Annotated in this window: 22 protein-coding genes, 1 tRNA gene and 1 pseudogene; 17 read left to right on the forward strand and 7 right to left on the reverse strand. The window is 37.7% G+C overall.

The window, feature by feature from the left end; translation table 11 throughout:
* The 3 genes from HMPREF9444_RS02945 to HMPREF9444_RS02955 all read left to right on the forward strand — a co-directional run.
* Window positions 1–414, forward strand: a 414-nt coding sequence (locus HMPREF9444_RS02945) for an RtcB family protein (RefSeq protein WP_009142856.1), incomplete at its 5' end; no start/stop codon positions are given.
* A 58-nt stretch (window positions 415–472) separates the two neighbouring features.
* Window positions 473–2,260 (forward strand): DUF262 domain-containing protein, encoded by a 1,788-nt coding sequence (locus HMPREF9444_RS02950; protein ID WP_009142857.1) that lies wholly within the window; start codon window positions 473–475, stop codon window positions 2,258–2,260.
* On the forward strand, window positions 2,244–4,121 hold the full coding sequence (locus tag HMPREF9444_RS02955; protein WP_009142858.1) for a DUF262 domain-containing protein: 1,878 nt from the start codon (window positions 2,244–2,246) through the stop codon (window positions 4,119–4,121). Before HMPREF9444_RS02950 ends, HMPREF9444_RS02955 begins: the two co-directional genes overlap by 17 nt.
* 31 nt (window positions 4,122–4,152) lie before the next feature.
* Here the strand turns inward: HMPREF9444_RS02955 and HMPREF9444_RS02960 are convergent, their stop codons facing one another.
* Complete coding sequence (locus HMPREF9444_RS02960; RefSeq protein WP_009142859.1) at window positions 4,153–5,022, reverse strand: BrxR family transcriptional regulator; 870 nt, start codon at window positions 5,020–5,022, stop codon at window positions 4,153–4,155.
* 608 nt (window positions 5,023–5,630) lie between these two features.
* Between HMPREF9444_RS02960 and HMPREF9444_RS10490 the strand changes: the two genes are divergently transcribed.
* A complete protein-coding gene (locus HMPREF9444_RS10490; RefSeq protein WP_009142861.1) occupies window positions 5,631–7,289 on the forward strand; it encodes an ATP-binding protein in 1,659 nt (552 codons plus the stop codon).
* A 78-nt stretch (window positions 7,290–7,367) separates the two neighbouring features.
* The gene (locus tag HMPREF9444_RS02975; RefSeq protein WP_040909144.1) at window positions 7,368–7,589 is read left to right on the forward strand and encodes a hypothetical protein; all 222 of its coding nucleotides are present in this window, start codon (window positions 7,368–7,370) and stop codon (window positions 7,587–7,589) included.
* Window positions 7,590–7,795: 206 nt separating this feature from the next.
* Here the strand turns inward: HMPREF9444_RS02975 and HMPREF9444_RS02980 are convergent, their stop codons facing one another.
* Entirely contained in the window at window positions 7,796–8,182 is a 387-nt protein-coding gene (locus HMPREF9444_RS02980; protein ID WP_009142864.1) for a type II toxin-antitoxin system death-on-curing family toxin, read from the reverse strand.
* 442 nt (window positions 8,183–8,624) lie between these two features.
* On the opposite strand from HMPREF9444_RS02980, the gene HMPREF9444_RS02990 reads away from it, so the two are divergent.
* The 3 genes from HMPREF9444_RS02990 to HMPREF9444_RS03000 are packed head-to-tail and all read left to right on the forward strand — an operon-like array spanning window position 8,625 to window position 11,618.
* The gene (locus HMPREF9444_RS02990) at window positions 8,625–9,602 is read left to right on the forward strand and encodes a Bug family tripartite tricarboxylate transporter substrate binding protein (protein WP_009142866.1); all 978 of its coding nucleotides are present in this window, start codon (window positions 8,625–8,627) and stop codon (window positions 9,600–9,602) included.
* A gap of 44 nt (window positions 9,603–9,646) precedes the next feature.
* A complete protein-coding gene (locus tag HMPREF9444_RS02995; protein WP_009142867.1) occupies window positions 9,647–10,102 on the forward strand; it encodes a tripartite tricarboxylate transporter TctB family protein in 456 nt (151 codons plus the stop codon).
* Window positions 10,103–10,112: 10 nt separating this feature from the next.
* On the forward strand, window positions 10,113–11,618 hold the full coding sequence (locus HMPREF9444_RS03000) for a tripartite tricarboxylate transporter permease (RefSeq protein WP_009142868.1): 1,506 nt from the start codon (window positions 10,113–10,115) through the stop codon (window positions 11,616–11,618).
* 63 nt (window positions 11,619–11,681) lie between these two features.
* Here HMPREF9444_RS03000 and HMPREF9444_RS03005 read toward each other — a convergent pair whose 3' ends face one another.
* Window positions 11,682–12,899, reverse strand: coding sequence for an MFS transporter (locus HMPREF9444_RS03005; protein ID WP_009142869.1), 1,218 nt, complete (start codon window positions 12,897–12,899; stop codon window positions 11,682–11,684).
* A gap of 183 nt (window positions 12,900–13,082) precedes the next feature.
* Window positions 13,083–13,159 (reverse strand) — tRNA-Val (locus HMPREF9444_RS03010).
* 290 nt (window positions 13,160–13,449) lie between these two features.
* Between HMPREF9444_RS03010 and thrS the strand changes: the two genes are divergently transcribed.
* From thrS to rplT, 4 genes are all read left to right on the forward strand, one after another.
* Window positions 13,450–15,384, forward strand: a complete 1,935-nt coding sequence (gene thrS, locus HMPREF9444_RS03015; protein WP_009142870.1) for a threonine--tRNA ligase — start codon at window positions 13,450–13,452, stop codon at window positions 15,382–15,384.
* Between the two features lie 110 nt (window positions 15,385–15,494).
* Entirely contained in the window at window positions 15,495–16,028 is a 534-nt protein-coding gene (gene infC, locus HMPREF9444_RS03020; protein WP_232196231.1) for a translation initiation factor IF-3, read from the forward strand.
* A gap of 67 nt (window positions 16,029–16,095) precedes the next feature.
* Window positions 16,096–16,308: a 50S ribosomal protein L35 gene (gene rpmI, locus HMPREF9444_RS03025; protein ID WP_009142872.1), complete on the forward strand. Its 213-nt coding sequence runs from the start codon at window positions 16,096–16,098 to the stop codon at window positions 16,306–16,308.
* A 13-nt stretch (window positions 16,309–16,321) separates the two neighbouring features.
* Window positions 16,322–16,681: a 50S ribosomal protein L20 gene (gene rplT, locus HMPREF9444_RS03030; RefSeq protein WP_009142873.1), complete on the forward strand. Its 360-nt coding sequence runs from the start codon at window positions 16,322–16,324 to the stop codon at window positions 16,679–16,681.
* Window positions 16,682–16,784: 103 nt separating this feature from the next.
* Here rplT and glgA read toward each other — a convergent pair whose 3' ends face one another.
* Together glgA and glgC are read right to left on the reverse strand one after the other, a co-directional pair.
* Window positions 16,785–18,239: a glycogen synthase GlgA gene (glgA, locus tag HMPREF9444_RS03035; RefSeq protein ID WP_148514340.1), complete on the reverse strand. Its 1,455-nt coding sequence runs from the start codon at window positions 18,237–18,239 to the stop codon at window positions 16,785–16,787.
* Window positions 18,240–18,310: 71 nt separating this feature from the next.
* Window positions 18,311–19,555, reverse strand: coding sequence for a glucose-1-phosphate adenylyltransferase (glgC, locus tag HMPREF9444_RS03040; protein ID WP_009142875.1), 1,245 nt, complete (start codon window positions 19,553–19,555; stop codon window positions 18,311–18,313).
* 251 nt (window positions 19,556–19,806) lie between these two features.
* On the opposite strand from glgC, the gene HMPREF9444_RS03045 reads away from it, so the two are divergent.
* From HMPREF9444_RS03045 to HMPREF9444_RS03055, 3 genes are all read left to right on the forward strand, one after another.
* The gene (locus tag HMPREF9444_RS03045) at window positions 19,807–20,649 is read left to right on the forward strand and encodes a TRAP transporter substrate-binding protein (protein WP_187363642.1); all 843 of its coding nucleotides are present in this window, start codon (window positions 19,807–19,809) and stop codon (window positions 20,647–20,649) included.
* Window positions 20,650–20,867: 218 nt separating this feature from the next.
* Window positions 20,868–21,377, forward strand: a complete 510-nt coding sequence (locus HMPREF9444_RS03050) for a TRAP transporter small permease (protein ID WP_009142877.1) — start codon at window positions 20,868–20,870, stop codon at window positions 21,375–21,377.
* Between the two features lie 12 nt (window positions 21,378–21,389).
* Entirely contained in the window at window positions 21,390–22,703 is a 1,314-nt protein-coding gene (locus HMPREF9444_RS03055; RefSeq protein WP_040909145.1) for a TRAP transporter large permease, read from the forward strand.
* Window positions 22,704–22,958: 255 nt separating this feature from the next.
* Here the strand turns inward: HMPREF9444_RS03055 and HMPREF9444_RS03060 are convergent.
* Window positions 22,959–23,543 (reverse strand): annotated as a pseudogene (locus HMPREF9444_RS03060) (CatA-like O-acetyltransferase); the annotation flags it as partial.
* A 140-nt stretch (window positions 23,544–23,683) separates the two neighbouring features.
* On the opposite strand from HMPREF9444_RS03060, the gene HMPREF9444_RS03065 reads away from it, so the two are divergent.
* Window positions 23,684–24,304 (forward strand): TetR family transcriptional regulator, encoded by a 621-nt coding sequence (locus HMPREF9444_RS03065; RefSeq protein WP_009142880.1) that lies wholly within the window; start codon window positions 23,684–23,686, stop codon window positions 24,302–24,304.
* Between the two features lie 110 nt (window positions 24,305–24,414).
* On the forward strand, window positions 24,415–24,801 hold the full coding sequence (locus HMPREF9444_RS03070) for a hypothetical protein (RefSeq protein ID WP_009142881.1): 387 nt from the start codon (window positions 24,415–24,417) through the stop codon (window positions 24,799–24,801).
* The last annotated feature ends 11 nt before the right edge of the window (window positions 24,802–24,812 follow it).

Raw genomic sequence — 24,812 nt, forward strand, 5'->3', positions numbered from 1 at the left:
AAAATCATGTCCAACTTTTTGTCCGCACCCCCGAGTGTTCATAATTATATAGGTGATGACAACATAATCCGCAAAGGCGCAATTGCGGCTTATAAAGGGCAAAAGTGCATAATTCCGCTTAACATGCGTGACGGGTCCTTAATTTGTGTCGGTAAGGGAAATGAAGATTGGAATTATTCTGCTCCGCATGGCTCAGGACGTATCATGAGTCGTACAGAGGCAATGAAAAAGGTTAATATGGATGATTTTCGAAGATTAATGGAAGGTATATATAGTGAAAGCGTTGCAGATAGCACAAAAGATGAGGCTCCTATGGTGTATAAAAATAAAGAAGAGATCATTTTGAACACAGAAGGGAGTATTTTAATAGAAAAAACTGTTAGACCAATTTTTAATTACAAGCACAAAAAATAGATATATAAATGTCTTCTTAAATAAATTTAAAAGATTAACCTTGTAAAGGGATAATAATATGCTAAATATTTACGATTATCTGGTGGAAAAAATTGAACAACACTTAAAAGAAAGGAAGATTTTATATAGCATATTTTTCAATATCGGAAAAGCTTGGCTTAAAAATAGGTTTATCTTAATAATTCCTAAAGGAACTCCAGAAGGAGTTCATTTGGAATATATTAATGGTTATTGGGAAATTCATTTTGAATGTGAAACAGATAATAGTGAAGAAGAAGCAATAAGAAGATATTTTATAGATAATTTTAAAACAACTGGTGATGTTAATTGGCATAAATGGTGGCATAGATTAAAGGGACTTTTAAGATTTGAGCACGAGGTAAATAATGTTGAGGATTTTATTAAATGCTTTGACAGATTGTATGATCTATTCATAGAATTAAAGCAAAAATACGATAAAAATAAATACGTAAATAATGCACAGAATAATCAAATTGAGAATAACAAAATAGAGATTAAAAATAGTTATTATAAAGAGCCTAAAGTTGAAGTTAAAAGTATTAACAATCTTGAACTTGATAAGTACATAATACCGGTATATCAGCGCTCATACAAATGGTCAGAAAAAGAGATATCACAATTATTAAATGATATTATATTTTTCAAAAGTTATCAAGAATACAGGTTGGGAACTATAGTCTTATATTATAATAATAGTATAGATAAATTTGAAATAGTTGATGGTCAGCAAAGAATTATTTCTATAGTGTTATTGTTAAAAGCTTTAAGTGATAATGAATCTATAAAATATAATTTTGATGATATAATATGCGGCTTCTGTGAAAGGAAAATATTTAATGACTTCATAAGTAAAAAAAATTTAATAAATAATTTATTATTAATAAAAAGACGTATAAGTGAATTAAAATATGAAGATACTATTGATTTTTTGATAAATAAATGTTCATTCGTTGTTATTACTTTATATAATTTATCTGAAGCATTTCAATTCTTTGACTCCCAAAATTCACGAGGAAAAGAATTGGCTCCACATGACCTTTTAAAGGCTTTTCATCTTCGTTGTATCAATGAAAAAACAACATTTGATCTAAAAAATATATCAGAATGGGAAAAGCAAACAGAAAATAATTTGGCAAATACTTTTCTTATCTTATTTAGAATAAAAAGGTGGATTGCGTTGAAGGAGGGAAAAGAGTTTACGAATAAGAAAATTGATGTTTTTAAAGGAATAAATAAGCTTAATGGAATGCTACCATTTCAACGTATTTATCAAATGGGGTATTTGTTTTTTAAAAATTATAATTGTAGTTATGAACGAAACATTGATAACAATATTTTACAATTTCCCCATCAAATTGATCAGGTTATTATAAATGGAAGCTTATTTTTTGATATGATAAATTATTATAACAAACTCAAAGAAAAGATATGCAATGAACGCAAAAATTCAGAAATATTTAAGATTATATCAACCTATGAACAACGCAATAGAGCTGGAGATGTTTACATTAAAGAACTTTTTTGGGCTGCTTTAATATATTACTATGATAAATTTGGAAATAACGGTATAGAAGAAGCAGAAAAAAAGATATTTGCATGGGCATATTTACTAAGATTAAAAAATTTTAGAGTTACTTTAGAAACAATAGATAAATATGCACGTGACCCTAATAAAAGTTTATTTTTTTCTATTCATAGCACATATGATATTTCTAGGTTATCAAGCTGGCATGTTGATTATTTACTAAACACTGATATACAGCGCAATGAGTTAAAAGAAATTATAAAAACTTTGGAGGACTATCATTATGTTATTACAAAATAAAAATTGTAATTTAATCTCATTAAAAGAAATTTTATCCTCCTCTGAGGAATTTATTATTCCTATGTATCAACGCAATTATGATTGGTCTTTTTCTCATGTTGGACAATTGATTCAAGATATATATGAAAGCGCTAAATATCCTCATAGTAGTAATTATTATATTGGAACACTGGTTACATATTTAAGAGATGATAATAATTATGAAGTTGTAGATGGTCAACAAAGACTAACCTCTCTGCATATTATTATGTGTGCTTTAAAGCATGAAGTTTGTCTTAATAATGTTGACTGTAGCTGGTATAAGAAACTTAATTTAAAATTTGAATATAGAGATAGTTCAAATAAATCTTTACATTCTCTGTTTGTACATGATTCTATTGATGACTTGTATATTGATAATATACTGGAAGTATACAAAGATCTTGTTGAAAATCTCTTGAAGCTTGTCAAGGATATAAATTCTTTTTGTGAATTCTTTTTTAATCATGTAAAAATTGCTTTAGTTACCTTACCAAAAGATACTGATCTCAATCATTATTTTGAAATAATGAATAATAGAGGAGAGCAGTTGGAGAAGCATGAAATTTTAAAGGCCTTATTATTAAGTAAAATTCAGAACGAGGATTCCAAAAAACTTAAATTTTTTAAAATTATCTGGGATGCTTGTTCAAATATGAACTCCATGGTACAGACAAATTTTGAAGTTAAGTTACGAAGAAAAATATTTACAGAAAAATTAGATGAATTTTATTGGAACAGCTTTGATGATCTATTTAATGCATGTCAAGATTTAATTACTGCAGAAAATACTTCTTATTTTTCAATTGATGATATTTATAAACATTGTGTTTTTAATAGTAATGAAAACTCAGTTAATTATATAGAAGAGAAAGAAAAATTTAATTCTGTTATTAATTTTCCTAATTTTTTATTACAGGTTTTAAAAGTAAAAATTGAAAAAGATATCCCTCTTGATGACAAGCGCCTTTTGGATGTTTTTATTTCTAGTGTTGATTTATCGAGCACATTTGTAAAAGATTATATTTTAATCTTATTAAGATTAAGATTTTATTTTGATAAATTTGTTATAAAGAGATTACTGGATAGTGATACTGGTACTATTGGCGAATGGAAAATTTTGACTATAAAAGAATCCCAGAAGTCTTATGAAACTGTTAATACCTTTAGTGATAATGCTAAAGAACGGCAAAATGTTATGCTTGAGTTAATGTTCCATGTTTCTTTGCCTAGTCAGAATTATAAGCATTGGCTTACTGCGTTATTATTATTTATTTATAAACAAAACGGTAATGGTGATTATTTAAATTATTATTTAGAAAATTTAGCTAAAGCTTATATCTTAGATCATTTTTTAGCTAATGATGCTGTTGATTATTTCCAGATTATTTTTAAAAATGAGGGAAAATGCCAAAATATTTGCCCTGAAGTGTTACTTTTGCCTAGGTATACTGATGGTATTGATGTTTTTATCTTTAATTATCTAGATTATTGTCTGTGGAAAGATGGAATCCTTCCTGAGTTTAAATTTACATTCAGAAGTTCAATTGAGCATTTATATCCGCAGCATCCATTAGATGGTGTTGAACCTTTGGAAGAAAAATATTTACATAATTTCGGTAATCTTTGTCTTATAAGCAGATCTAAAAATTCTAGATTGAGTAATTTTTCACCAAAGGCTAAAGTAGATTATTATAAAAATAATAATTACGATAGTGTAAAGCAAAAAATTATGATGGATCTTACTAAAGATAGAGGATGGGATAGTAATACAATTACAAAGCATGAAAAAGATATGATCGAAGTTTTAAAAAAATATTTAAAACCTACTAATATAAATTAGCATTTTTTGTTTAAGAAAGTTTTATTATTAATTAAATAAAATTTTTATTAAAATATTTTAAGATCTCAGTATTATTTAAAGCCAAATAATACTGAGGATCTTTTATTGAATGATCTGCTGTACAATCGACGTTCCAAATTCTAAGAAGGTATGTAGCTAATGCTGCCCTGACATCTAATAGTAAATGTCCGTCTTTCATTCCGTAGTCCCTTTCTATTGCTTCTTTATAAGTAATATTGGGATGGACGATAAGGTCGAGAAGCAGCATTCGGTTCCACATCGTATCTTTATCAATTGTCTCCACTCCATCTTCTACGTCGTCTTCGGATGACATTTGTGCTGTTTCAAATCTTGTCAGCACGAAATCTCTAAAGTCGTTGTGATTGCGGTCATACGCTCTGACGTGCCACCGTAGGCCTCCGTCAACCAATGTATGCGGCACGATTTCTCTTTCACTTTTACCTGTATACAGCGAAATGTAGGTGGTCTTTATGGCTCTTTTGCGATAAATAGCCTCGGTAATGCTTGCTAAGATATTAAGATCCGGTTTTCTTAAGCGGTAATGGGTTTCGCAGTGAATCGGCAGATTTTTTTTACCTGCAATATTATCTCCGAAACCTTCGCTTAGGATGGTTAGAGTCTTTTCTACGTCATAATCAAAGAGCGGTTTAAAGTTCTTTGATCGTAGATGAATTCTTTTATTGCGATCATATAGGATGTTTTGCGGAGCAAGATTTTTATAGCGGGCAAAGTCCTTTGTGGCTACAGAAGGTGCAATGCCGAATCTGGAAGTTAAAAATTCACGAGTGGCTTCACCTTTGAACATTAAATTAAAGTCGATAAAGGCAAGGCGTTCTTGTCGTGCAAAGGTAAGATCTTCTGCCTCTAATAATGTAGACATTTTGGTTCCTGCTAAAAAGCTTAAGCGACTTCGCAAGCAAAACATTAATATAAATATATGTTTTAGATTTTAACTTGATCCTAGAAGTAAGAAAACAATTTTCTTAAATTTAGATAAATTTATATAAATTCTATAAATTATTATTTGATTAATATAATTAATACTAACTTAAAGTTTATTTTTTCGAAAACAGCCTCTTCTTTCATTTATTATTCTTTCAAGCGACAGAATTTTTTTATTTATCAAAAAGATATAAATAATTTTTAGTTTTGCAAAATATGATTAATTAAATTACTTTACATAATTAAAAAGATTATATATACTATCAGTATAAAATTTATACATAAAAGGTGGTTAAAATGGCTGCTGTTAATTTGTATCAATTTAATAAAAAAACACTAAGAGGAAAGTTCGGACTCGAAGTACGGAAATTTAATAACGTACCTAATGATGAAATTTTTAAGATGTATAGACATACTTTTGAAAATCTGCAGGAGTTGAAAAGGAAAATTCTAAGCGAAGATCATATCTTTTTTAAAAACATTTTTTCTAAAAATATCTGATAGTTAATTTGTTGTAAGTTTTGTTTTGAATGTCGGTGAAGGGAAATGAAAAAAACTAAGCTAAATTTGTTGCAGCATTTAAGCAGGGTTGCAGACGGTGCGGAAAAGTCCAAATTGGAAAATGATTATTTTGCTGAATATGCAGATGATTTTTCTTTTTTAACCAAACATCTTGAACTTACTAAAGAACAGATAGCTCTTTTTTCAATAATTTTAGGTTTGAGTTTAACCAGACGCGCCGATATTTCTGAGATTATTGATTATCTTGGTTGTAAGTCATTGCAGTTTTTGATGTTTTCGAAAGATATTGAAGCTCTGGTTGATAAGGAATTTATTTTAAAATTAAATAATGATGAAAGGGTGTATTCTCCTTACTATATTGTTCCGGCAAAAGTGGTAAAAAACTTAGAGACTGATTTTTTGCCTGTTGTCGTAGAAAAGAAAATATCATCTGATGAAGATCTGATTGAAGAGCTTAATGACTTGTTTTCTTTATGTGATGATATTGCTCCTGAGGAGCTTCAACATAAAATATCATTTCTTTTAAAGCAAAACGATCAGATTGTATTGTCTCAGACGGTAGTCAGTTTTGAGCTTGGTTTTGAGATATACATATTGTTGTATATGTGTGTAAATTATGTAATAAATGACAACAATTGTTTTGCGTTGAGTGAGTTCAGGGACTTTTATGACAGAAGTGATTTTTTTAAGTTAAAAAAGCTGTTTAATAAAAAACAAAGCGCCTTGCAAAAATTGAATTTGATTGAGAAAACCGATGACGGTCCCATGTTTAGAAGAAACGATGAAACTTATTATGCATTAACTGATACCGCATTCATTAAGCTTTTATCAGATTTTAATTTTAGGGAAAGGCGATCTTTTGAACACGACAGAAGATTTATCTCGTATGAAAAAACCTCTGTAAAGCAACTTATTTATGATGCAGATCTAAAACAGCAATTAAACGGTTTTGTCTCTCTTTTGGAGGAGAAAAAATTTAATGAAGTAGTTGAAAAACTTAAAGATAGAGGTATGCGCTCCGGTTTTACCTGTATTTTTTACGGCTATCCCGGAACCGGTAAAACGGAAAGCGTATTGCAGATTGCCAAGCTGACAAAACGTAATATTTGGAAAGTTGATATTGCAAATATTTTTGATAAATACGTTGGTGAAAGTGAGAAAAATATAAGAAAGATTTTTGATGATTATAGGGAATTGTTAAAAAAATCTAAAACAGCTCCGATTTTGCTGTTTAATGAAGCAGACGCTGTCATCGGCAAACGTATTGAGAATGTGTCTCAATCGGTTGATCAAATGCAAAATACGGTTCAAAACATTATTTTGGAAGAGCTTGAAAACTTTGAAGGCATATTAATTGCCACCACCAATTTAACCGTAAATTTGGATAAAGCATTTGAGCGGCGTTTTTTGTATAAGGTAAAATTTGAAAAACCTTCAAATGAGATTTCAGAACAAATTTGGAAGGGGTTTATTGATAATCTTTCTGACAAAGATGCTAAGACTTTGGCAAAAGAGTATTCATTAAGTCCAGGACAAATTGAGAATGTTTCGCGTAAATATACTATTGATAATATTTTGTTTGACAGTAAAGAAGATCTTTTTACGCAATTAACTCGCTATTGCAAAGAAGAATTTTTTAATGACGCATATAATCAAAAATCAAGCAGAAGGATAGGTTTCTAACATTAAAAATCGCTTTAGGTGTTGATCGTGAAGCTGTTGCTTAAGGTGGTGATAGAGCAGATTAAAAAGGAATAAGTGGTGGACAATAAATATAAAGATTGGATAGATATAATCAAAAATGCTGCAAGCACTTTATTTGTTGCATTTTTAGCGCAAATTGCAAATATTTTTTATTTTAAGGGCGATTTGGTTGTTAAAATATATCTATATTTAGGGGCGTTTTTAACCGTTGCGTGTTGGCTTTTTAGTTTTTATGTTATAAGTTACTTGCGCAAAAAGGGGGCTAAAAATGTTAATTAATATATTAATGGGATTATCGTTTTTTTTGATGTTTATAGGTGCCATGTTGTGGATCATGCATCAAGCAAAATAACTTTAAAAATTTCAATAAGTGATAAACTTGAAAAATCTTTTTAAGGATATCGTTAGATGGAATTTTAAAAATAACAGAGTTGAAAAAAGCATCAATCTTATCAATAATAAGAAAATATTATTTAGCAAAGAAGTCATAAAAAGTGCTTTGTATGCTGTTTGAGTATAAGAGATAGCTTCTGTTCGTCTGCTTTACCTGTTGAAATGTCCATAGTTATGTCATAAAGCTCATCATTTGAAATGATCAATTCAGTGTTGTTTAGATTTAGCAAAAATTCCATAGTTGCGATGCCCGTTCGTTTATTTCCGTCATTGAAAGGGTGATTTTTAATGATGGAAAATGCGATTTTAGCTATTTTTTCAAGAGTGGTTTTGTATAATTCAATATCGCCGAAACCTGCGAATCCGCTGCTAAGGCAAGCTTCGAGCAAGTTATAGTTTTTAATGCCTCCAAGACCGCCATAATGTTTTATTATTTCGTCATGTAAGAAGACTATTGTTTGCGTGTCGTATTTTTTCATATTAATTAACTTAACCTTTTGTAAAGCTCATCTCTTTTTGCAAAAATTTTTGTACACAAGCTTCTCACTTCTTGATTTGTCAAAGCTACAGTTTCATGTTCATTGTCGAAATTGTTAGCTATATGAGACAGAAGTAAATTCTTGATATACTGGTTTATGTCTATATTTCGGCTGTCAACAAGCTGTTGCAGTTTATCGTATTGTTTAGCGTTAAGTTCTATAGTTATTTTACTCATAACGGTTTTTATAATTTAACAAAAAGATGACCGGCTTCAAAACATTTTAATGTCTTTATTTTAAACAACAAAAAGCTCTTTAAAACTTAGAAAGCAGTCCCATTTTTAAAAATCAAAAAGTTGTTTAATTGACAGAGCGGTTATTCTTGTCTGTTAGCTAAACAAGAATAGCCTTGCACATTAATTGTAAATATAAGGAGATTCCCATGAAAATAAAAGGACTGATTGCCGGACTTGCTTTAGCCACTATGAGTGTCATGAGTGTCGGAGCTGCTCAGGCAGATGAATATCCTTCACGCTCAATCACTATGATTTGCGCATGGGGTGCAGGCGGCGGTTCTGACGCTGTTGCCAGAATGATCGCAGGCATTATGGAAAAAGATTTAGGTCAGCCGATTAAGGTCGTAAACCAAACCGGTGGCGGCGGTACCATTGCATTCTCCAGCCTTTCAAGAGCAAAACCCGACGGCTATACGATTGGCCAGGTCACCGCAGAGCTTGCCATGAACCATTGGCAGAATCCCGCTGTTCAGATCACTTATAAAGATTTTGAGCCTCTTGCATTGGTTAATGTCGATCCTGCCAGCGTTACATTAAGCGCAACCGCTCCTTATAAGACTTATGATGAGTTTGTTGAATACGTTAAGGCAAACCCGGGTAAAGTCAGAGCCTCTGCTACTGCCGTAGGCGGTATTTGGCACATCGCAATGGGACAGTGGTTGACTGCTTTAGGTCTTCCGGTTAATGCCATTAAGTGGATTCCGACATCAGGTGCCGGCGAGACTTATAAGGAAATGGCCGCTGGCGGTATCGATGCAGGCTTTAACCAGCTTTCCGAAGGCTCAACCATGTATCAGGCCGGAAAAGCAATTCCTGTTGCCGTAATGGCTGATGAACGCGATCCTAAATACCCTGACGTTCCTACTTTAAAAGAAAAGGGAATTGATGTTTCAATCGGTACTTGGCGCGGATTCTGTGTTCCTAAGGGCACTCCTCAGGACATTAAAGACAGACTTAATGCCGCTATCAAGAAAGCCGTTAATGACCCTCAGTTCGTTCAGTTCATGAATGATCGCGGCTTTGGTATTCAGTATCTGGAAGGAGAAGACTTCTATAAGTTTATGGAAAAATCAGATGCTGATTTAGGCGCTTCCATTGAAGCTTTAGGCCTTGCCCGTAAATAATCCGTAATAAAAATGGCCCCGTAAGGGGCCTTAAGGATAATGCAATGCGTGTCCATGACAGTCTTATAGGACTAATTATTTTTATTGGCGGTATTTGCATCTGCATTACCGCTTCCTCATTTCCTTCGCAGATGGACGGCAGCCCGGGACCTGCGTTGTTCCCGATGGTTTTATCCGGTTTATTTTCTATTTGCGGAGCCGTGTTATTTATTAAAAACTTTAAAACCATCAGTGCCTCGAATTTATTTGTAAGAAATCTCTCTTTGGGCGGTTTGATTAATATCCTTATCGTAATCGCTTTAATTATTTTTTATGGTTTGGCCGTTGAAACTTTGGGCTTTTTACTGTGTATGGAAGTAGTTTTGCTGGCTTTAATGCTGATGTTAAAGACTACCTTCGTAAAAGCTCTTATTGTTTCAATCTGCGCTACGATAGTTATTTATTTGATTTTTGCCAAAGGTTTGCTGGTTCCGTTGCCGGTAGGACTGTTTGCCTTCTAAGGAGATAAATATGTTTGATTCTTCCGTAGTATCGGCAGGTCTTGATCTACTGCTTGATTGGCAAGTCTTAATAGTGATGATTTGCTCAAGCTTATACGGTTTGTTTATCGGTGCCATGCCGGGACTTACCGCAACTATGGCAGTAGCTTTGCTGATCCCCATTACTTTTTATATGCCGCCGATTCCGGCTATTGCCTCCATCATCACTATGTCGGCAATGGCAATTTTCGCAGGTGATATTCCCGGTACTTTAGTGCATATTCCGGGCACTCCGTCATCAGCTGCTTATTGTGATGATTCATATTCATTAGCCAAAAAAGGTAAAGCTGCCGTTGTTTTAGGCACCAACGTCACTTTGTCAGTATTAGGCGGTTTATGCGGATCTTTAATTCTTACCTCTATGGCTCCGATACTTGCCGAAGTGGCGATGCAGTTCTCGTCATTTGAGTTTTTCTGGCTGGTGTGCATCGGTCTGTCTTGTGCGGTATTGATTTCGGCTGCATCTCCGCTTAAGGGATTTATTTCATTACTGGTAGGCCTGCTGATTACTTGTATCGGACTTGATATCACTTTAGGCTTCCCGCGGTTTACTTTCGATCGCCCTGAGCTTTTTGAAGGCTTCTCGTTTATTCCTGCCATGATCGGTATGTTCGGTATGGCCGAGATCTTCAAAAATGTATCGGAAAAGCAATCGGCGCTTGAAAAAGTAACGATTCAGAGCATGAATATTTTCTCCGGAATGCTCGGTAGAATTCGCGGTTGGTGGAAGCAAATTTTCCGTTCCGGAATTTTAGGCACTTTGGTCGGTGTATTGCCGGGAGCCGGTGCCGATATCGCCGCCTGGATTTGTTATGGCGTAGCCAAAAAATTCTCAAAGCATCCTGAAGAATACGGCAAAGGATCTCTTGAGGGTATCGCAAACTCTGCTGCAGCAAATAATGCGGCACTAAGCGGTGCGTTTATTCCGGCATTGGTATTCGGTATTCCCGGAGACTCCATTACAGCTATCGTAATCGGAGTGCTCTTTATGAAAGGCTTGGAGCCGGGACCTAATTTGTTCCAGAATTCACCGGAATTCTTATTTGCCATTTACATGGTATTCATTTTGGCAAACTTGCTGATGTTGCCTTTAGGCTATCTGGCTATTCGCTTGGCAACTAAAGTCATGTATGTTCCTACCAATCTCCTGCATCCTATCATTGTAGGTTTCTGTGTAGTCGGTGCTTTTGCCATCAACAATACCAACTTTGACGTTATGGCAATGTTAGGCTTCGGTGTTCTTGCTTACTTTATGATTGCAAACGGCTTCCCGGTAGCGCCTGCGATATTAGGCTTGGTTTTGGGCAAAATGCTTGAAAATACTTTCATGCAGTCAATGCTTAAATCCGAATGGGATTTAACTGCATTCTTTGATCGCCCGATTTCCGCAACTTTAGGCGTTATTACCTTTGCCTTATGGTTGTCGCCGTTCTTTATGAAGATGATTAAAAAAGCAATTGCTAAGAGAATTGCTTAATTAACGTTTTTTCAATAGTTAAATGAAGCCTCAGGATAAATTGTCTTGAGGCTTTTTCTATTTCTATCTGGATATACTGCGTCTTAGCAGCGGACGCTTGAGCGGGTGATTTTTACCGTGAAGCAGATAGTACAAGAATGCTGTTATAAATGTTATTGCACTTAAAGCCAGGAACATTCCGGTAAAACCGTAGCTTACTGCAATGAATCCGAAAAGATAAGGTCCTACACCGATACCGAAGTCAAAAGCGATAAAGAAAGTGGAAGTGGCTTGAGGGAAGCGGTATTTTTTTACCAAGCGTAAGGCTATTGCTTGTCCTGCCGATTGGAAGTTGCCAAAACCGATACCGTTGATAACGCCGGCAAGCAGCAAAATAAAAGAAGAATGCGTGTAGGCGATAAGCAGCATTGCGATAGCTGATAAAATGATGCACGGATAAATAATGAGGTTTTCTCCGTACTTATCGAATAATCGTCCGGATATCGGACGAGTTGCGATAGTCGTACCGGCAGCAAATAGGAAGAATAAACTTGCAGCCCCTTCTATTCCGCGGTCGGCGGCAAGGTTTGAGATATAAGCACTGATGCAGCCATAACTTAACGGCATTAAGAATACGACAACGGCAAATTTGAGCACACGGACATCTATGAAATTAGAAAGTTTCAAAAATGATTTGCTTGCCGTTTTTATTTCAGGCGGATTTTTGAGTAAAAAAGCGCAAATCAAAGCAAAAGTGCTTAAGGCAATAATATCAGTTTTAAGAATCTCATAGCCGAGAAAATGAGTAATGCTTATACCTAAAAATGGTCCAAGGGCTAAAGCCAGAGCCGTACTTAAAGAGAAAATACTTACGCCAAGACCTTGTACTGCGTAAGGAACGCAGTAAGCCATAATAGTACCTGTTGCTGTACCGATAACACCGACACCGAAACCTGTGACAAAGCGCTGAATAAATAAAAGCAATAGAGATCCGGAAATAAACGAGCTTAAAGCTATGGCAAGATAAAGAAGGGTGCCTGCAATAAGAACGCTTCTGCATCCGCAGCGGGATAAAAGATTTCCGGTGAAAAAGCGTCCGATTAAACATCCTATAACCATGATCCCGGCAGTAGAGCCTGCGGTACTTAGTGATACGTCAAAATGTTCTTGTGCGTAAAAAGCAGACGTTACGAAAATTTGGTAGTAAGCAATCATTACAATAAAGTTAACGAGAGTTACCACGTTGAAATTACGATTAAAAATACTTTTAATTGAACTTTGAGCGAATCTTTCTTTGTCCATGGAAATACGCCTTAAGGGATATTTTTAGAGTTTGCATTATAGATCTTTAAGGCGTTTAAGAATCGGGCAAAAAATTTTAATCAGGTTTATTAAAAAATTAGAGGAAAGTAAAGCGCGTCTTACAGTAGTAACCTATAACTAACTATCTTGAGATAAAAAATGGCCTTATAGGCCTGCTTTAAATGGTGCGCCCTAGTGGACTCGAACCACCGACCCCCACCATGTCAAGGTGATGCTCTAACCAACTGAGCTAAGGGCGCAACGAGAAAGTGATGAGCATTATAGCAACAAAAATATTTAAAGCAAGGATTTTTTAAAATTTTTTAATTTTTTCGTTAAATCTAATATCAAAAGAAGAAATCTAAGAAAAAGAGATGCACTATTTTGTGCCTGATATCGTAAGTAAGAGTATACTAGTTGCGTTCTTAAATTGCAGAACAAAGCACAAAAGACCCAACGGGTTAGTTGGCATTCTGTTGTTTAAACTCTGCACGATTGTTACTTTTATGGAGACCTTAAGGTGTGTCGTAAGCACCGTTGGTTTTAAATTATGATTAAGATTACCCTTCCTGATGGCGCGATCAAAGAATTCGATCACGCAGTTTCCATTGCAGATGTTGCCTCAAGTATCGGCCCCGGTTTAGCCCGTAACTGCGTAGCAGGACGTATTGACGGAGTTCTGCACGATGCATGTGATTTAATTGAGCATGATGCAAAAGTTGAAATCGTCACTCCTAAAGATAAAGACGGTATAGAGATTATTCGTCACTCCTGTGCTCATTTGCTCGGTCATGCCATTAAGGAGTTGTGGCCTGAAACCAAGATGGCTATCGGTCCTGTCATTGATAACGGTTTTTATTATGACGTCGATTTAGATCACAAGCTTACTGCTGAGGATATGGAAACTCTTGATGCCAAGATGCATGAGCTTGCCAAGACCGATTATAAAGTCATTAAAGAAGTTGTTGATTGGGATACGGCTTATAAGGTATTTGATGAACGTAATGAGCCTTACAAGAAATTGATTCTTGAAGAGAATATCGATAAGGCTGATCATCCTGCTTTATATCATCACCTTGAGTACACTGATATGTGCCGCGGTCCTCATGTTCCGCGCATGGGTTTTTGCCAGAATTTCAAATTGACCCATTTTGCCGGTGCGTATTGGCGCGGCAACTCCAAAAACAAGATGCTGCAGCGTATTTACGGTACCGCATGGGCAACCAAAGATGAGCTCAAGGCTTATCTTAAAAAGCGTGAAGAAGCAGCCAAGCGTGATCACCGTGTTTTGGGCAAAAAGCTTGATTTGTTCCACTTCCAGCAGGAAGCTCCGGGCATGGTGTTCTGGCATAACGACGGCTGGACCATTTATCGCGTAATTGAAAACTTTATGCGCGAAATGCTGCATAAGTATCATTACATTGAAGTTAAGACTCCGCAGATTATGGACAGAGTCTTATGGGAGAGATCCGGACATTGGGATAAGTATGCAGAAAACATGTTCACGACTTCATCTGAAAATCGCGATTATGCGATTAAGCCGATGAACTGCCCTGGTGCTATTCAGATCTTCAATTCACGTACCCGCTCTTATCGTGACCTTCCGATCCGCATGGCCGAGTTCGGTAATTGCCATCGCAACGAGCCGTCAGGATCCTTGCACGGTTTGCTTCGTGTTCGTGCTTTTGAGCAGGATGACGCCCATATTTTCTGTACCGAAGATCAGATTATGACCGAAGTAAGTGACTGCATTCGTATGGTTTACGATACTTACAGCAATTTCGGTTTTACTAAGGTTGACGTTAAATTATCCACCCGTCCTGAAAAGCGTATCGGCTCTGATGAAATTTGGGATAAAGCAGAAGCCGATTTGGTTGAAGCTTTAAAGCTCAATAATCTTGAGTATGAGCTGCAGCCAGGAGAAGGAGCTTTCTATGGACCTAAAATTGAGTTTACTTTGCATGACTCATTAGACAGAGCATGGCAGTGCGGAACTGTTCAGCTTGACTTCTCCTTGCCTGCACGTTTGGACGCTCATTATATCGGTGAAGATAATCAGGAGCATACTCCGGTTATGATTCACCGCGCGATGCTCGGATCAATTGAACGTTTCTTAGGCGTTTTAACTGAAGAATTTGCCGGCAGCTTCCCGACCTGGCTTGCTCCGATTCAGGCTGTGGTGATGAACATTACCGACGGACAGGTCGATTATGTGAAGCAGGTAGCTCAAAAGCTTGATGAAGCAGGTATTCGCGTTAAATCAGATTTGCGCAATGACAAGGTAGGTTTCAAAATCCGTGAACATACTTTAATGCATGTTCCTTACATGCTGGTTTGCGGAGATCGTGAAGCTGAGTCGGGTATGGTCGCTGTCCGCACACGAAAGGGACAAGATTTAGGTGCGATGAAGCTTGATGACTTGATAAAAATGATTAAATCAGATATCATATCGCGCAATCTTGTGCCCACTGAGGGTAAAGAATAGGTAAGAGTCACTTAACCTATTTGGTTTTTGTAAAGTCCGGAATTTGTTTCGGACTTTGTTTGTGATTCTTTTTGTGATTTCTTTAGTAAGAGGATAATGCTATAAACAACATCAAGAAGACCGGTAAGCCTCAGCTTAAGAACCGGGTTAACGGTGACATCAGATGCCGTGAAGTGCGTCTTTTGAACCAGGAGAATGAAGTGATCGGGGTTATGCCCACGGTTGAAGCTCTGCGTATGGCTGAAGATGCCGGCGTAGATCTGGTTGAAATCAGCCCTAATGCTGATCCTCCTGTATGCCGCTTGATCGAGTACGGTAAGTACCTCTACGAAAAGAGCAAAGATCAGAAAAAGAAGAAGCAAAAGGTTGTCCAGGTCAAGGAAATTAAATTCCGTCCTGGCACCGATGAAGGCGATTATCAGGTTAAACTACGCAACCTGATTCGCTTCCTTGAGGACGGCAATAAGGCTAAAGTAACATTGCGTTTTCGCGGACGTGAATTGGCGCATCAGCACTTAGGCCTTGATGTTCTCAAGCGTGTAGAGAATGATCTCTGCACTGAACGCGGTCTGGCTACCGTAGAGTCGGCTTCTCGAGTAGAAGGCCGTCAGGCTACGATGGTTCTGGCCCCTAAAAAGAAATAGTTGCAGGGTATAAAATCTCGTAAGAGTTCCTGCTGCTTCATTTAACTCAATAATGCGGAGTATTTAAATGGCTGGTAAAGTCAAGGTCAAAATGAAGACCGACAGAGGCGTTGCAAAGCGCTTCAAGAAAACCGGTAGCGGACATTTTAAGTGCCGTCACCAGAACTTGCGTCACATCCTCACCAAGAAGACCCGTAAGCGCAAGCGTGCATTACGCAAGATGACTTATGTTCATTCTTCAAACATTCGCGCAATCGTGCGCCAGTTACCTTACGCTTAGGAGGATTTGACAAATGGCTAGAGTTAAGCGCGGTGTAACCGCACGTGCCCGTCATAAGAAGGTTCTGAAGGCCGCTAAAGGCTATTACGGTGCTCGTTCACGTACTTATCGTGTTGCAGTCCAGGCTGTTACTAAAGCCGGTCAATATGCATATCGTGATCGTCGCCAGAAGAAGCGTCAGTTCCGTGAACTGTGGATTGTTCGTATCAACGCTGCTGCCCGTCAGCACGATTTGAGCTACAGCCAGTTCATGAACGGTTTGAAGAAAGCCAATATCGAAATTGACCGTAAGGTTCTTTCCGAGCTTGCAATCAATGATAAGGCAGCATTCAAGGCAATTGCCGATCAGGCTCGTGCAGCTTTAAATGCTTAATAGATAAAATTTAAAGTTTGCAATAAGAAAGCGCGGATCTTAAAAAATTCGCGCTTTTTTTTATTTTAATAATTATGCCGCTTTGTGCGGCATAATTATTAAATTACCACCATTTTGGCTTTTGAGCCGCGTCGGCGTAGAGGGCTTCGTATTTCTTACAAGAATCCTCCCAACTAAAACGCATATTCATTGCATTACGTTTAATACGCTGCATTTCATTTTGATCTTCGTAGTAGAAAATCAAAGTACGTCTTAAGCAGGACAAAAGCTCTTCAGGACTCGGCTCTTCGAAAATAAATCCGGTGCCGTTTTTATTGTCGGAATCGTAATCTATAACTGTGTCTTTAAGACCGCCTACACCGCGTACGATAGGTAGAGTACCGTAAGCTAAAGAGTAGATCTGATTTAAGCCGCAGGGCTCGAAGATTGACGGCATTAAGAAGAAGTCAGCACCGGCCTCGATTTGGTGCGCAAGTTCATTGTCGTAAACTCCTTTAAACACCATTTTACCGGGGTGTCTCTTGGCGATTTCTGTCATTTGACGTTCAAAGTTAGGATCACCGGTTCCTTCAATGATTAATTGGACGTTATGACACAGGAATTTATCCAAAATCGGAATTAGGATGCCGACTCCTTTTTGATCGGTAAGGCGAGCGACCATACCGTACAAAGGAATATCTCCCATTTGCAGACCGATTTTACGCTGTAGCAGATACTTACCGAGGATTTTTTCTTCCATGGTATTAACGTCATAACGCACGGTAATGTGAGGATCAACTTTAGGATCCCAATCTCCGTAGTCACAACCGTTTACAATGCCGCAAAGATCAGCAGCTCTGGCCTGATAGTTTTGCGCCATGCCGTGACCGCCTAAGTAAGTGGTAAGCTCTGAAGCGTAGCCCGGACTTACGGTATTGATTTTGTCAGCGTAGAAAACACCGCATTTTAAAAAGTTTATATAAGAGCCGTTGACAATCATGTCGTTGTAGACATGAAATATTTCCGGAACATATCTTATCTGATTGCGATCAAAAGCGCCTTGGAATGCACCGTTGTGAATAGTCAGGACGGAACGGGTCTTGTCAAAGAATTTATCTCCGCCGTATTTTATTCTTAAAATCATCGGAGCAATGGCAGTGTGCCAGTCATTACAGTGAACGATGTCCGGTGAGAAATTCAGAACTTTGGCTGCATCCAATGCGGCAGATGCCAGGAAAGCAAAGCGTTCTCCGTTATCCCAATACGCCTGATTGTTATCTCCGTAGATGCTCGTGCGCTCGTAGTAACGGCGGTAATCAAGCATCCAAACTTCAACACCGTCAGAGGTGAAGGTTTGGCGGATTGCGTAATCCATTTGCAAGGATGAGCCGGGATTCAATGTTCCTGTGCCGATGATTTTATTGTCAAAAGATCCTTTGATTACGCTGTAGCACGGCATCACAATACGGACATCATGCCCATTGGCCTTAAGCTGTGCCGGCAGGGATTTTGCCACGTCGGCCAGACCTCCGGTTTTGATTAAACCGGCAACTTCGGAAGCTAAGAATAGTACTTTCAAAATATTTCCTCTTAAATCCAACGGCGCTAACTGCGCATATGAGTGATTGTAACAAAAACTTTAGTAATTATTTAAAACCCCAGTCGCATTCCTTTAGGTATTACGATGATTCCTCCATGGGAAAGGGTGGGCCCCGATTTATTATTAGGATCTATAAGTTTTGCATCAGCTTTGGGGTCTATGCCCAAAGAGAAACCGTCGGCAATTGTGACATCGCGATCGATTATTGCGCGGTGAATGCGACAGTTTTTCCCGATGGTAACGTCTCCTATAAGAACGCTTTGACTTATTCTGGTTCCGTCATCGGCAAAGCATCTAAAGCCTAAGATTGATTGAACAATGTTTGCTCCTTTTAAGTAGCATCCCGCTGAGATCATCGATTTTGCAACCAATGAGTGGTTGTTTGCCGTTTCATTAAACGAGGCCGGCGGTAAAGGCGGGTAGAAAGTGTGAAGCGGCCATTTAAGGTTAAAAAGAGAAAATTCCGGATTGTCCGCAAGCAAGTCCATGTGTGCATTCCAATAGGCATCAATGCTTCCTACATCGCGCCAGTATGCACTGTGAGTTTCTCCGCTTATTTTGTTGTTTGAAAGAGAATAAACAAAAACTTTTCCCTTAGGAAACATTTTGGGAATGATGTCTTTGCCGAAGTCGTGTGATGACTTTGGGTTTAGTGCATCATCTTGCAATTCGTCACAAAGAACTTTACTTTTGAAGATGTAATTGCCCATTGAAATAAGACTGAATCCTGGTTCTCCCGGGATTTCTTTGGGGTGATTAGGTTTTTCCTCAAAACTAATCATACGACCGTTTTCATCTACCTCTATAATGCCGAAGCGTCCGGCGGCATCTTCTGACGGCATACGGATTGCGGCTACTGTCAGATCCGCCTTATTTACAGTATGAAAATGGAGCATTTGTCTAATGTCCATTTTATAAATATGATCAGAGCCGAACACGCACACGTCATCAGGGAATTGTTCTTCTATGAAGGTTAAATTCTGGTATATGGCGTCGGCAGTGCCTTTGTACCAGTCTTTGCCTGTTCTCATCTGGGCCGGAATCGGATCGATAAAGCAATTGGGAATGCCAGATACCGACCAGCCGTTTTTAAGATGCATGTACAGAGATTGGGATTTGTATTGAGTAATGACGTAAATGCGGATAATGCCTGAGTTAACAAAGTTATTTAAAACAAAGTCAATAAGCCTGTAACTGCCGGCAAATGGAACGGATGGCTTACTGCGGGATTTGGTCAAGGGCATTAGACGAGTGCCCTCTCCGCCGGCCAGCACCATAGCTAAAACACCGGACATAGCCTTACCTCGCTGAAAAATTTACACCATATACATATAAAAGTTTAATTGCTTATAAAAAATTATCTATGATTTAAGTTTTATTTTAAAAATAAAGATCATATCTCTCGTTTAAAACTTGATATGCGTAAATGTTTGCGAAAAAAAGCATTAAAAAATGTGAAATGGTCTATGTATTAGTAAAAAGTAGCTTGAGTCAAAAGATCTGATCTTTCATAATTGTCCCATCTTAAATTATGGAGGCTTTATTTATGAAAAAATTTGGTGTATTGGCAGCTACTGCCGTTGCAACCGCTGCTTTGTTTGCAACTGCACCTGCATCAGCTGATGTTATGAATCTTGCATTCAACCAGCCTGAAGATCACCCGGAGTATCGTTCTATCGCTCAGTTCTCCGATAAGCTCAAGGAAGCTACCGGCGGCGAGTGGTCAATCGAGATTTTCCCTAACGAGTTGTTAGGCTCTCAGAAAGAAACTATCGAAATGGTTCAGAACGGCGCTCTTCCTTTCTCCCTCGTAGCAGGCTCTCTGCTTGAGAACTGGAACCCTGATTTTGCCGTGTTTAACCTTCCGTACGTTTTCAAAGATTACAAGCATTTACAGCGCGTAGTTAAAGATAAGACTGTTGTCGGCGATCTCTTTAAGTCTCTGGAAAACCAGGGCATCACCGTTTTGTGCGCAATGTACTCCGGAACCCGTAACGTTTACACCAAGAACAAAGAAGTCAGAACCCCTGCTGATTTGTCCGGCCTTAAGATCCGCGTAATGCAGTCCGACACCATGGTTAAGATGTTGAACTACATGGGCGGTACCGGTACCCCTATGGGACAGGGCGAAGTTTACACCGCTATTCAGACCGGCGTTTTGGACGGTGCTGAGAACAACGAAGTTACTTACTATGCATTAAAGCAGCATGAAGTCGGCCCGATCTACAACTTGACCGGCCATTTGATGATGCCTGATTACATTGTTACCAACACCGCTTACTTCAACAGTCTGCCTGACAATGTCAAGCAGTTCTTTGCTGACAACATCGATGCTTTGGTTGATACCGAGTTTGAAATGTTCCAGCAGGAAGTTTCCAAGTCTTTATAGAAAGCCAAGAAAGAGGGCACCAAGGTTATCGAAGCTGATAAGGATGCCTTCAAGAAAGCCGTACAGCCTCTTATCGATGAGAAGGTTTCAACCGACTCTGCTAAGAAACTCTATGAGGCAGTTCAGAAATCCCGCGACCTCTAATTTTGAACTGTAAATGACTTAAAAAAGGGGGTCAAAAGCCCCCTTTTTGTTGAATAACGTCAAGGATAAAAATTATGGAATTTTTAACCAAGATAAAGCGCTTTTTGGACAATATATTAAAAGTCCTCTGCATCTTTTTGTGCGGCGCTATGGTAGTTTTGGTTTCATGGCAGGTTTTTTCCCGCTTTGTTTTGCAGGATCCGAGCGCAATTTCTGAAGAGTTGGCTAATATTTGTTTCGTGTGGACGGCAATGCTCGGCTCCGCTTTGCTTTATGGCGAAAAGGGCCACATGAATATTAATTTTATTCCTGAAAAGTTAGGCCCTTACTGGTCAAATATTCTTGTCATTATCAGTGAGCTTTTTACTTTAGGAATGGCTTTGCTGGTTTTGACCTACGGCGGTTATCACATCGCTCAGAACGCTATGTCCCAGACCAATGCCGCAATGCTGTGGCTTAAGATCGGTCAGATTTATTCAGTAGTTCCTATTGCCGGTGCTTTCATTGTTTTTTATGCAATATATAACGTATTGTCTTCAATAAAAGTGTTGCTTGCCGGTAAAGATGCTTTGAAGGCTCAATAGGGAGTAAGAGATATGTCCGCAACTGCAGATATTTTTATTTATCTTTTGGTACTTACTCCGATCTTGTTGATTATCGGATGCCCTATCGGTACCAGTATTTGTGTAGGTTCCGTTTTGTCGATGGGTGCCATTTTAGGCATGAATGCGACTTTGGTTTCTGCAACACGTATTTACTCAGGTATGAATAGCTTTGCGCTTATTGCCATTCCGTTCTTCGTCTTAGCAGGCGTTATTATGAACACCGGTGGTATCGCGCAAAAGCTGATTAATTTGGCTAAAGTATTCATCGGCTTTATTCCGGGCGCTTTAGCTCATACCAACACCGTAGCTAATATGATGTTCGGCGCTATTTCCGGATCCGGTGTAGCCGCAGCAGCTGCTATCGGATCTGTCATGCTCCCGATTGAGAAGAAGGAAGGTTACGAGCCGCGTTTGTCCGCAGCCGTTAACATCGCTTCCGCTCCGTCAGGCATGATTATTCCTCCGTCCAACATCTTCATTATTTATTCCTTGGCATCTGGCGGTGTTTCCGTTGCCGCATTGTTCGTTGCAGGCTATTTGCCGGGAATTTTGTGGGGCCTTGCAGTTATTATCGTAACTGCCTACTATGCTTGGAAATTGAAGTATAAGGCACAACCGATTAGCGGCTGGGGAACCCGTTTGCAGATATTGATTGAAGCTATTCCTGCAATATTGCTTATTATCATCATTATCGGCGGTATTATTTCAGGTTGGTTTACTCCGACGGAAGCATCGTGCGTCGCGGTGGTGTACTCGGCTATTTTGTCAGGCTTCTATCGTTCATTCCACTGGAAGGATGTTCCGGCAATGCTGCTCAGCACCGCTAAGACCACTGCTCTTATTGTGTTCCTTATCGGTGTTTCCGCAATTTTAGGCTGGGTTTTGGCTTATGCCAAGATCCCGAACATGATTGCAACGGCTCTTATTAATTTTGCCGATACTCCGTCAGTAATTCTGCTCGGTATGATGGTTATCATGCTGCTTGTAGGATGCGTCATGGATCCGGCTCCTGCCGTACTCATTTTTACTCCGATCTTCTTGCCGGTTGCCATGCAGCTTGGTGTACATCCGGTTCATTTCGGTGTAATGATGGTATTTAACTTGTCATTAGGTGCTATTACTCCTCCGGTAGGACCGATTCTGTTTACCGGATGTCGAGTGGCAGGTGAGACTATTGAATCCGTATTTACCAGATTGTTGCCGTTCTTCTTTGCTCTTATCGTGGCTTTGGTTCTCGTAACTTTGGTTCCGTGGTTCTCCTTGTATCTGCCGGAATCCGCAGGCCTTATCAGTCCGGTAAATTAATATTTGCCTTTAATTAAGGTAAATAATAAAAAACCTCGCAATATCATTGTAGTGACATTGTGAGGTTTTTATTTTGGGTAAGGTTTATAAGTTTGCAGCCTTTTAAAAATCTGTAAATCATTCAGGAATTGTTAATATCAAAGCCTACTCAAGAGAAAGTCTTGCCGGAATTTTTCTTTTTAAGTGAAAAAATTAATCCGTACTTTAGTCAAATATCCTTTTCTAAAGGAATCTTATTAATTCTTGTAATTCATTTACAAAATGACCGACATGAAAGCTATCGCATACGGCGTGATGAACCTGAATCGTTAAAGGAATGAGAGTATGCCCGTTTCCTTCATAATATTTTTCCATGGTGAAAATTAGTTTTAAATAGTCATATCCTTTTTGCAGGTTTAAGTTAAATCCTTCAAACGTCGCCCTCGGTATCATTGAGACACAGAAGTTATTGCTTGGTAGATTTGGTTTTGCCAACATTTCTTTTTGTTTTCCGTAGCACAAAATATCGTTTTCGTATTCTGCTCAAAATTTTTCAATATTTGACGAGTAAACAGTCCATAGATTAGAAAATGTTTCAGCGTCTTTATGAAAGATCGTATAGCAGGGGCCTCATGTCACTGTAGACGCCTAATTTATTGTTCTCGTCAAAAAAGATGTTCTAAATTCCGCATGACGATTCATGATGGTAGTAATGTAATAGAGTATAGCCGGGTACAATTTAATTTTTTGCTTTCTTATGTTTGTGATGTCTAATTTGACGGTCATGCTGTAAGTATAGGGAATATTGGAGAAAAAATGCTTTTCGTGCAAGGTATTCAAATTAATTTTTTCAAATTGCATTTTTCTTATTTACTCAATTTTTGCCGAAGATATTTATTAAAGAAATATAATAAAAAATTTGGCTGATCGTGGTATTAATTTTGTTAAAGGATCGAGCAGAAAGTTGTCAATTTTAGTAGTTATAGATTAAGGGCGTTCATATGGCAAATAAATCGCATCAAGAGTCTTCTGAGGTAAAAGAAAGAATTTTAAAGGCGGCATTCAAGCTGTTTTCAGAACGCGGATTCGATTCTACTGGAGTTGCACATATTGCCAAGTTGGCAAAAGTTTCGCGAAGTTCAATATATTGGCACTTTTTTAATAAAGAAACACTGCTTTGTGAACTTTGTTCATATCTTTCGGAACGAGGATCGGTCTTTACGCTGCTAAAGCAGGCAGCCGAACCAACCACTCAAGATCCTATGTCTTTAATAAAACAGTGGGTTTTATTACATACTCAAAATGAGGTTTTAGAGCTAATGGAAAAAAAGGTGTTTCGTTTTGTTGAATCTGCAGCATTGCAGTTTGATTCGAATGAAACACTTAGACAAGAATTTGCTGCTTTAATTGCGTTAAGGCATGAGAGATTAAAGTCTGCGCTTAAAAATGCAGTAATAAAAGGACAGCTTCCAGACAAGATCAATTTGAATGTCGCCGCTTCTTATATTAATACCTTACTTTTTGGCTATATTGATTTTGTCAGATTGGGAAATAAAACCCATCCGTTTTTAAATGAAGAGAAGGCCTGTGACGTAATTTTTGAGAGTCTAAAAAATTTTTAAAATTTAAAGTGATGTCTTTTTATTTTGACACATTTGGTCTTTGTGTTCTTTGCCGTAAACGTTTGTTTTTACAATGAAAGCATCGTTAATGCATTAAAGGAGGAAAAACGATGCATTTAAAGAAACTGTTAATTCTTTGCGGCGGCATCTCTTTAGCGTTATCTTCAGGTTTAACCATGGCCGATGAGTTAAAAGTAGTAGATATCAATGCTGTGAATTTGCAGGATCTGGCGGCTGACGGTTATGTACTTATAGAAAATAAGACTTTTAAACGTAGAGAGCCTAATTTGTTCCCTACATCAGACAAAGTTAAAATAGAAAGTTTAGGTCATAAACTTAATGCAGATTTAGCTGTATTAAATACTACTTATAAATATACGGTAAAAGCTATTCGTGACAAGAAAAGTTCAACGCATGAAGATATGTCTAACATTAAATCTTTTATAGATTATAAAGTATATGATGTGAGTGTATCTTATTATAAAAAAGTATCCTAAGTTTAAGTAAA

Origin of the sequence: Succinatimonas hippei YIT 12066 (genome assembly GCF_000188195.1) — a bacterium.
Lineage (GTDB): Bacteria > Pseudomonadota > Gammaproteobacteria > Enterobacterales > Succinivibrionaceae > Succinatimonas > Succinatimonas hippei.

Bases quoted from the DNA above. Each gene is read 5' to 3' on its own strand.
- HMPREF9444_RS02950 (WP_009142857.1), top strand. From the start codon at position 473: ATGCTAAATATTTACGATTATCTGGTGGAAAAAATTGAACAACACTTA.
- HMPREF9444_RS02955 (WP_009142858.1), top strand. From the start codon at position 2,244: ATGTTATTACAAAATAAAAATTGTAATTTAATCTCATTAAAAGAAATT.
- HMPREF9444_RS02960 (WP_009142859.1), bottom strand. From the start codon at position 5,022: ATGTCTACATTATTAGAGGCAGAAGATCTTACCTTTGCACGACAAGAA.
- HMPREF9444_RS10490 (WP_009142861.1), top strand. From the start codon at position 5,631: ATGAAAAAAACTAAGCTAAATTTGTTGCAGCATTTAAGCAGGGTTGCA.
- HMPREF9444_RS02980 (WP_009142864.1), bottom strand. From the start codon at position 8,182: ATGAAAAAATACGACACGCAAACAATAGTCTTCTTACATGACGAAATA.
- HMPREF9444_RS02990 (WP_009142866.1), top strand. From the start codon at position 8,625: ATGAAAATAAAAGGACTGATTGCCGGACTTGCTTTAGCCACTATGAGT.
- HMPREF9444_RS02995 (WP_009142867.1), top strand. From the start codon at position 9,647: ATGCGTGTCCATGACAGTCTTATAGGACTAATTATTTTTATTGGCGGT.
- HMPREF9444_RS03000 (WP_009142868.1), top strand. From the start codon at position 10,113: ATGTTTGATTCTTCCGTAGTATCGGCAGGTCTTGATCTACTGCTTGAT.
- HMPREF9444_RS03005 (WP_009142869.1), bottom strand. From the start codon at position 12,899: ATGGACAAAGAAAGATTCGCTCAAAGTTCAATTAAAAGTATTTTTAAT.
- thrS (WP_009142870.1), top strand. From the start codon at position 13,450: ATGATTAAGATTACCCTTCCTGATGGCGCGATCAAAGAATTCGATCAC.
- rpmI (WP_009142872.1), top strand. From the start codon at position 16,096: ATGGCTGGTAAAGTCAAGGTCAAAATGAAGACCGACAGAGGCGTTGCA.
- rplT (WP_009142873.1), top strand. From the start codon at position 16,322: ATGGCTAGAGTTAAGCGCGGTGTAACCGCACGTGCCCGTCATAAGAAG.
- glgC (WP_009142875.1), bottom strand. From the start codon at position 19,555: ATGTCCGGTGTTTTAGCTATGGTGCTGGCCGGCGGAGAGGGCACTCGT.
- HMPREF9444_RS03045 (WP_187363642.1), top strand. From the start codon at position 19,807: ATGAAAAAATTTGGTGTATTGGCAGCTACTGCCGTTGCAACCGCTGCT.
- HMPREF9444_RS03050 (WP_009142877.1), top strand. From the start codon at position 20,868: ATGGAATTTTTAACCAAGATAAAGCGCTTTTTGGACAATATATTAAAA.
- HMPREF9444_RS03055 (WP_040909145.1), top strand. From the start codon at position 21,390: ATGTCCGCAACTGCAGATATTTTTATTTATCTTTTGGTACTTACTCCG.
- HMPREF9444_RS03065 (WP_009142880.1), top strand. From the start codon at position 23,684: ATGGCAAATAAATCGCATCAAGAGTCTTCTGAGGTAAAAGAAAGAATT.
- HMPREF9444_RS03070 (WP_009142881.1), top strand. From the start codon at position 24,415: ATGCATTTAAAGAAACTGTTAATTCTTTGCGGCGGCATCTCTTTAGCG.